Source organism: Saccharopolyspora sp. NPDC047091 (genome assembly GCF_040643635.1).
GTDB lineage: Bacteria > Actinomycetota > Actinomycetes > Mycobacteriales > Pseudonocardiaceae > Saccharopolyspora_C.
Genome location: NZ_JBEYUS010000126.1, coordinates 1 through 7,350 on the forward strand (window position 1 = coordinate 1; position 7,350 = coordinate 7,350).

5 protein-coding genes and 1 pseudogene are annotated in these 7,350 nt (G+C 73.3%); 4 read left to right on the forward strand and 2 right to left on the reverse strand.

The window, feature by feature from the left end; translation table 11 throughout:
- From ABZ805_RS28735 to ABZ805_RS28745, 3 genes and pseudogenes are all read left to right on the forward strand, one after another.
- Positions 1 to 1,036 (forward strand): annotated as a pseudogene (locus tag ABZ805_RS28735) (hypothetical protein); the annotation flags it as partial.
- A 107-nt stretch (positions 1,037 to 1,143) separates the two neighbouring features.
- Positions 1,144 to 1,809, forward strand: a complete 666-nt coding sequence (locus ABZ805_RS28740) for a haloacid dehalogenase-like hydrolase (RefSeq protein WP_358446909.1) — start codon at positions 1,144 to 1,146, stop codon at positions 1,807 to 1,809.
- Positions 1,810 to 1,996: 187 nt separating this feature from the next.
- On the forward strand, positions 1,997 to 2,365 hold the full coding sequence (locus tag ABZ805_RS28745; RefSeq protein ID WP_358446912.1) for a VOC family protein: 369 nt from the start codon (positions 1,997 to 1,999) through the stop codon (positions 2,363 to 2,365).
- Between the two features lie 7 nt (positions 2,366 to 2,372).
- On the opposite strand, the gene ABZ805_RS28750 is transcribed toward ABZ805_RS28745, so the two are convergent.
- Together ABZ805_RS28750 and ABZ805_RS28755 are read right to left on the reverse strand one after the other, a co-directional pair.
- Positions 2,373 to 4,322 carry a VWA domain-containing protein gene (locus ABZ805_RS28750; RefSeq protein ID WP_358446915.1) on the reverse strand — a complete coding sequence of 650 codons (1,950 nt, stop codon included), beginning with the start codon at positions 4,320 to 4,322 and terminating at the stop codon, positions 2,373 to 2,375.
- Positions 4,322 to 5,725, reverse strand: coding sequence for an ATP-binding protein (locus tag ABZ805_RS28755; protein ID WP_358446918.1), 1,404 nt, complete (start codon positions 5,723 to 5,725; stop codon positions 4,322 to 4,324). The genes ABZ805_RS28750 and ABZ805_RS28755 overlap by 1 nt, the downstream gene beginning before the upstream one ends.
- A gap of 290 nt (positions 5,726 to 6,015) precedes the next feature.
- Here ABZ805_RS28755 and ABZ805_RS28760 point away from each other — a divergent pair, with 290 nt between their 5' ends.
- Positions 6,016 to 7,230 carry a serine hydrolase domain-containing protein gene (locus ABZ805_RS28760; RefSeq protein WP_358446921.1) on the forward strand — a complete coding sequence of 405 codons (1,215 nt, stop codon included), beginning with the start codon at positions 6,016 to 6,018 and terminating at the stop codon, positions 7,228 to 7,230.
- The last annotated feature ends 120 nt before the right edge of the window (positions 7,231 to 7,350 follow it).

The following is a 7,350-nucleotide window of genomic DNA, read 5'->3' on the forward strand; positions in this document are numbered from 1 at the left end:
GGTCCAGCCGCGCGTCGAAGCCGAACCCGCCGCCAGGACCGAATCGTCCACTTCGGACGACGAACGCGCCGAGAACTCCCGGAACGCGCCGCGGACCACCTCGAACGAGACCTCCCGGGCCACCGAGCCCGCGGCGCAGCGCCCGACCGCCGAACGCGCCGCCGCGTCCTCGGTCCGGGCCGGTTCCACCGCCGCGGAGACCGCGGAATCCGGCTCGACGGCGCGGGATTCTGCGACGGCCGCGACGACGCCCAGGGCGGCGGCGAAGACCTCCGCCGCCGCGACGAGCTCCGGCGTCACCACGAAGAGCTCCGGCGTCACCGCGACGAGCTCCGGCGCTTCCACGAAGAGCTCCGATGCTTCCGCGACGAACTCCGGCCCTTCCGCGAAGGCGTCCGGTGCGGTCGCGGCGGACGCCGCGGATTCCGCCGCCGAGGCGCGGGAATCCGGCACCACCGCGCAGGACGAGCGGCCCGCGACCACCGCGCGGAACGCGCAGCGGCCCGCCGAGGAGGCGCGGTCCGAGCTCGCCACCGGCGGCACCGCGGACGCCCCCACGGTCACGCTCGAACTGCCGAAGGTCACCGCAGAGCAGGACGACCGAGCCGCTGCGCCCACCCCCGAGACCGGCACCGCGGAAACCGACACCCCCGAGACCGACACCTCGGCGACCGAGGCCGCGAAGACCGGGGCCGCCGCGAAGACCACCGCCAAGTCCGGCGCCGCCAAGCAGAAGCCCGCCGCGACCACCGCCGGCGGCGCGAAGAAGCCGACCGATGTCCAGGACACCGAGCAGACGCTCACCCTGCCCCCGGTCCCGGACGGGCCGATGAGCGACCAGGACAAGCGGTCCGCGGCCCGCTACGACTACCGCATGTCGGTGGCGGCCGAGCAGCCGGTGAAGCCCGCCGAGCTGGCCAAGCGCTACGGCCTCTCGGAGAGCTGGGGCCGCCGCCAGATCAACGCGGCCCGCAAGTCCATGGCCCAGGAAGAGGCCCATGAGAAGTCCCAGCTGGTCGGCGCCGACCAGAGCTGATCACGCGAGGTGATCGGCCCGGCCGGGAGGCGCGGGCCGTTCACCTGAGCGGAGCTGGACGCCGGCGACCGCGGTCCGCGAGAGTCGCGGGGACGACGGGAGGGCCCATGCCGAGCGGCCACATCGTGTGGGACTGGAACGGGACGTTGCTCGACGACGGGGACGCGATGATCGGCGCGGTCATCGCGGCGTTCGCCGACGCGGGCCTGGTGGTGACGGTCGAGGACCACCAGCGGCTGTTCACCCGGCCGATCTCGGCGTTCTGCGAGCGGCTGGCGAACGGTCCGCTGGCGGCGGCCGAGCTGGCGGAGCTGCTCGGCGGGTTCGACGAGCACTACACGCGGGCGCTGCCGGACCTGGCGCTGGCCGTGGACGCGGAGGTCGCGCTCGCCGGGTGGGCGGCGTCCGGCGGCACCCAGTCGTTGCTGTCGATGTGCCCGCACGAGGTGCTGGTCCCGATGGTGCGAGCGGCGGGGATCACCGGTTCCTTCCGGCACGTGCAGGGCCGCAGCGGCGATTTCGCCGACACCAAGGCCGCGCACGTCCGCGCCCACCTGCGGGAGCTGGGCGATCCGGATCCGGCGCGGGTGGTGTTCATCGGCGACACGGTGGACGACGCGGCGGCGGCCGCCTCGGTCGGCGCCCGCTGCGTGGTCTACCACTCGGGCCGCAGCGCGCTGCACGCCCGCGAGCACTTCGCCGGGTCCGGTGCTCCGCTCGTCGAGAGCCTGACCGAGGCGGTCACCACCGCCCGCGAGCTCCTCGCGACCTGACCGCGCGGCCTCCGGTGATCGGTCGAGAACACGGACGGGCCCGGTGGCCGAGCGGTACGATCACCGCGTGATGACCAGTCAGGCCGGTACCGGCCGCTCCCGGGACGGCCACCTGGTCGGCGGCTGATCCGCGCGCCCCCTCGTCGGCGAGTGCACTCGACGTCACCCGCACCGACCGAGGAGGACCGTGGCAGCCCGCTTCGACCACACGATCATCGCTTCGACGGATCCGGCCGAGATGGCCGAGTTCTACCGGGACCTGCTCGAGGCCGACGAAGCCCCGTCGTGGGGCCCGTTCGTCAACGTCCGGCTCCCGGACGGCGTCCTGCTGCAATTCGCCACCCCGCCGGTGGAGTTCCCGCCGCAGCACTACGCCTTCCGGCTGGACGACGCGCACTTCGACCGCGCCCGCGCGCGGATCGCCGGCCGGGACCACTGGGCGGACCCGCAGCGCACCCGTCCCGGTGAGATCAACACCGGCCACGGCGGCCGCGGCGTCTACCTCCTGGACCCGTCGGGCCACTACCTCGAACTGCTCACCGGCTCGTACCTGTGAGGGCCCGTCAACGCCGGCGCTTGGTGCGGAGGTAGTCGCCGACGACCGCCGCGCCGAGCCCGTCGGCGGTGGGGGCGACGACCCGGCCACCACCGCGGCGGGCGACCACGTCGACGAACGCCTCCAGGCGGGGGTCCTCGCCGAGCATGAACACGCTGAGCGTCGCGCCCAACCGGTGCAACGAGTCCACTTCGGACAGCGTGACGCCGAGGGTGCGCGGAGTCGGCGGGTACTGGAACACGGCTTCGCCGTCGGGTTCCAGGTGCGCGGTCGGTTCGCCGTCGGTGACGACGAGGACCACCGGCTGCGCGTCCGAGTGCCGCCGCAGGTGCCTGCCGGCCAGCAGCAGCGCGTGGTGCAGGTTGGTGCCCTGCTCCCAGGTTCCCTCCAGCGCCGCCAGCTCTCCCACGTCCACTGCGGACGCGTACCGGCCGAAGGTGACCAGCTGCAGGGCGTCCGAGCGGAACCGGGTGGCGACCAGGTGGTTCAGCGCCAGCGCGGTGCGCTTCATCGGCCCCCAGCGGCCGTCCTGCACCATCGACCACGAGGTGTCCACGCACAGCGCCACCGCCGCCCGGGACCGCTGCTCGGTCTCGGCGACTTCCAGGTCCTCGATGTCCAGCCGGGGCGCCGACGGGCCCGCCGCGGCGCGCCGCAGCACCGAGTTCCGCACGGTGCGGACGGCATCCCACGGTTCGGTGTCGCCGTACGCCCACGGCCGGGTGGTCCCGGTGAGCTCCCCCGCCGCGCCCGCCCGGTCCGTGTCGCGGTCGCCCTTGCGGGAACGGAGCTGCGAGACCACCGACTGCAAGGCCGTCTCGCCGAGCCTGCGCATCGCGCGCGGGCTCAGCCGCAGGTTCCCGTCCGGTCCGCGCTGCAGCAGGCCCTGCCCGCGCAGCTGCTTCTCGATGTCCGCGAGCCGCTGCGCGTCCACCACGGCCCGTTCGCCGAGCTGCCGCTCCAGCGCCTCCAGGTCGATGTCCTGCAGGCTCGCGCCCGGGTAGGACTGGCCGAGCTGCTCGGCCAGCTGCTCCAGCTCGCCCAGTTCGGCCATCGCCTCGGTGGCCTCCGCCAGGCCCATCGGCTGGTCGCCGCGGAACCGGCCGCGGCCGGACCAGTCCTCGCCGGGGCGCAGCGAGCGCAGCTGCTGGTCCATCCGGTTCAGCGCCTCACCGATGCGCGGGTCGCCGAACGCCTGCCGGGACAGCTCGGCCAGTTCGGCGCGCTGCTGCTCGCTCATCGAGTTCAACATCCGCTGCGCCGCCGCGGACCGCGCCGCCAGCGCGTCGACCAGTTCGTCCACGTCGCGCGGGTTCTCCGGGAAGAACTCGCCGTGCTCGGCCATGAAGCGCTCGAACCGCTCCGGCACGTCGGCGTCGCCGCGGGCGTGCGCGGCCAGCAGCTCGGAGAGGTCGTCGAGCATCGCGCGGACCCGCTCCACGTCCTCCGGCGAGGTGTCCTGCAGCGCCTGCTTCATGCCGCGGAAGCGCTGTTCCAGGAGTTCGCCGCCCAGCATCCGCTGGATCTCCTCGAACGTCTCGCGCGCGTCGGACGAACGCCAGTCGTACTCGGCGAGCTCCCGCACCGAACCGCCCGCGTCCGGCGGCAGCGCGCCCAGCTGCATCTCCCGGAACCGCGCGTCCTCGCCGTCCTCGGCGGCCAGCGCGGCGCGCTCCTGCTCCAGGGCGCGGTCCAGCAGCCTGCGCACCTCCTGCACCGTGCCGTCCAGGTTGTGCCTGCGCTGCAGTTCGCTGCGGCGCTGCCACAACCGGCGGGTCAGCTCGTCGAGGCCCGTGGTGCCGCGGGTCCCGGTGCGCAGCAGCTCCTCCAGCGCGGAGCGCGGCGACGCGCCCTCCATCACGTCCCGGCCGATCTGGTCCAGCGCGGACCGCAGGTCCACCGGCGGTTCCAGCGGATCGGAACCACCGTGCCAGGCGCCGTACCGGAACCGCGGCATCAGCCGTACACCGACCGCTGCTCGTCGGTGTCCTTGGCCAGCTTCTTCGCCAGGTACAGCGCTTCCAGCGCCAGCTCCACCGCGCTCGCGATGCGCCCGACCGGATCCCCGGCGCGCACGTCCAGCCGCTCGGCGACCTGGTGCAGCACCGGCAGTTCCGGCAACGCCCGCAGCACGTCGGCGCCCGCCACCCGCTCACCGGTGGCGACCTGGTGCCCGCCGGTGACGGCCGAGATCAGCGAACTCAGGTCCAGCCCGGCGAACAGGCCGCGGGCCGTGTCGGCGACCGAACGGCGCAGCAGGTAGCGGAGGATCTCGTCCTCGCGGCCCTCCTCGCCCGCTTCGAACTCCAGCTTGCCGCGCAGCACGGCCGGAACCGCGTCCAGGTCCACCGGTCGCGCCACCGCCGGTTCCTCCCCGGTCAGCGCCGCCCGGTGCAGCGCGGCCGCGGACACCGTCTCGGCCGCCGCGATCGCGAACCGCGCCGACACCCCGGAGCGCTGGTCGACCGCCGAGGACTCCCGCAGGTGCCCCACGAACCGGGCCAGCACCTCCAGCAGGTGGTCGCCGACCTCGGCTTCCAGCAGCGCTTCCTGCCGGATCAGCGAGATCTCGTCGTCCAGCTCCACCGGGTAGTGGGTGCGGATCTCCGCGCCGAAGCGGTCCTTGAGCGGGGTGATGATCCGGCCGCGGTTGGTGTAGTCCTCGGGGTTCGCCGTGGCCACCAGCAGCACGTCCAGCGGCAGCCGCAGGCTGTACCCGCGGACCTGCACGTCCCGCTCCTCCATGACGTTCAGCAGCGCCACCTGGATCCGCTCGGCCAGGTCCGGCAGCTCGTTGATGGTCACGATGCCGCGGTGCGCCCGCGGTACCAGTCCGAAGTGGATGGTCTCCGGGTCGCCGAGAGACCGTCCTTCCGCGACCTTCACCGGGTCCACGTCACCGATGAGGTCGCCGACCGCGGTGTCCGGGGTCGCCAGCTTCTCCACGTAGCGGTCCTCGCGGTGCCGCCACGCGACGGGCAGCGCGTCGCCCTCCTCGGCGGCGCGGCGGATCGAGCCCGGGGTGATCGGCTCCAGCGGGTGCTCGTCCAGTTCGGAGCCGGGGATCACCGGCGTCCACTCGTCCAGCAGCGCCGTCAGCCCGCGCAGCAGCCGCGTCTTGCCCTGCCCGCGCTCGCCCAGCAGCACCACGTCGTGGCCCGCGATCAGCGCGCGCTCCAGCTGCGGCAGCACGGTGCGCTCGAAACCGACGATGCCGTGCCACAGCGGATTCCCCGAGCGCAGCGCGGTCAGCAGGTTGCGGCGCACCTCGGTCTTCACGCTGTACGGCAGGTGTCCGCTGGCACGCAGCTCCCCCGCCGTGCCGGGCAGCCCGGGGGGTGGGGTCCGAGAATTCGTCACCCGTTCGACGCTACTCGCTCGGCCCGGCCGCCGCGAACAGGTCTCGCCAGGAGAAACACCGCCGTGCCAACGGGATTCCGCCGCCGACGGCGATTCCGGTGATCAGCGGCCCGCCGTCCGCCGGGAACCCGAGCGGAAACCGCCCGCGCCCCCGCGCGTGGCGCACCCGGACCGTTCGCGACCGGTGACAACGCGATCGCGCAGCGCGACGACGTGCCGGGGAACACGCTGGCACGCCGTCGGTACCGGCGAGTAGAAAGGTGACGGCCCCGGCGAAGGAGAATGATCAAGTGCAGCTGCAGACCGATCCCGTCCAGGCGGGTTTCGACCCCGAGCGCCTCCGGCGCATCGACCGCCACTTCGCGGAGTACGTCGCCGACGGCAGGCTCCCCGGCTGGCAGCTGCTCATCGCCCGGCGCGGCGTCGTCGCGCACTTCAGCTCGCACGGGCAGCGGGACATCACCACCGGCGCGCCCGTCGAGGACGACACGATCTTCCGGATCTACTCGATGACGAAGCCGATCACCTCGGTCGCGGCGATGATGCTCTACGAAGAGGGCGCCTTCGAGCTCACCGACCCGGTCGGCGCGTTCATCCCCTCCTTCGCCGAGCAGCGCGTCTACACCGGCGGCCCCGCCCGCGCCCCGCAGACCCGGCCCGCGACCGAGCCGGTGCGGATCTGGCACCTGCTCACCCACACCTCCGGGCTCACCTACGGGTTCAACCGGCTCAACCCCGTCGACGAGATCTACCGGCGCACCGGCTACGAATTCGGCACCCCCGACCAGGACCTGGCCGGCGTGTGCGACGACTACGCGGCGATGCCGCTGTTGTTCGAACCCGGCACCGCGTGGAACTACGGGGTGTCCACCGACGTGCTCGGCCGCGTCGTCGAAGTCGCCTCCGGCATGGGGCTCGACGAGTTCTTCCGCACCCGCATCTTCGAACCGCTCGGCATGACCGACACCGGGTTCGCGGTGCCCGCGCAGGACAAGGACCGGCTCGCCGCGCTGTACCTCGCCGACTCCGCGGGCAAGGCCACCGTGCCGAAGAACCCGCCCGCCGACGCCGCACCGCGCGCGCTGTCCGGCGGCGGCGGACTGGTGTCCACCGCCCACGACTACCACCGGTTCACCGGCATGCTGCTCGGCGGCGGAGCGCTGGACGGGGTGCGGCTGCTCAGCGACCGGACGGTGCGCTACATGGGCCGCAACCACCTGCCCGGCGGCGCGCACCTGGACCAGATCGCCAACGGGTCCTTCTCCGAGGTCGCCAACGCGGGCAAGGGGTTCGGGCTCGGCTTCGCCGTCGTGGAGGACCCCGTCGCCTCGCACGTGATCTCCACGCCCGGCGAGCTGTCCTGGGGCGGCCTCGCCAGCACCGCGTTCTGGGTGGACCCGGCGGAAGAGCTGACGGTGCAGTTCTTCACCCAGCTCATCCCGTCCGGCACCCACCCCATCCGCTCCCAGCTCCACCAACTCGTCTACCAGGCCCTGGTGGACTGAGGAGTCGGCTCGTTCTGCTTCGGGGGCGGGTGGCGGAACCTCAGCGGGATTCTCGCTGCGGGATCTTTTTCCCAAGTGGCTCCGCCACGAGGGAAAAAGCTGTCCTCGCGAGAATCCCGC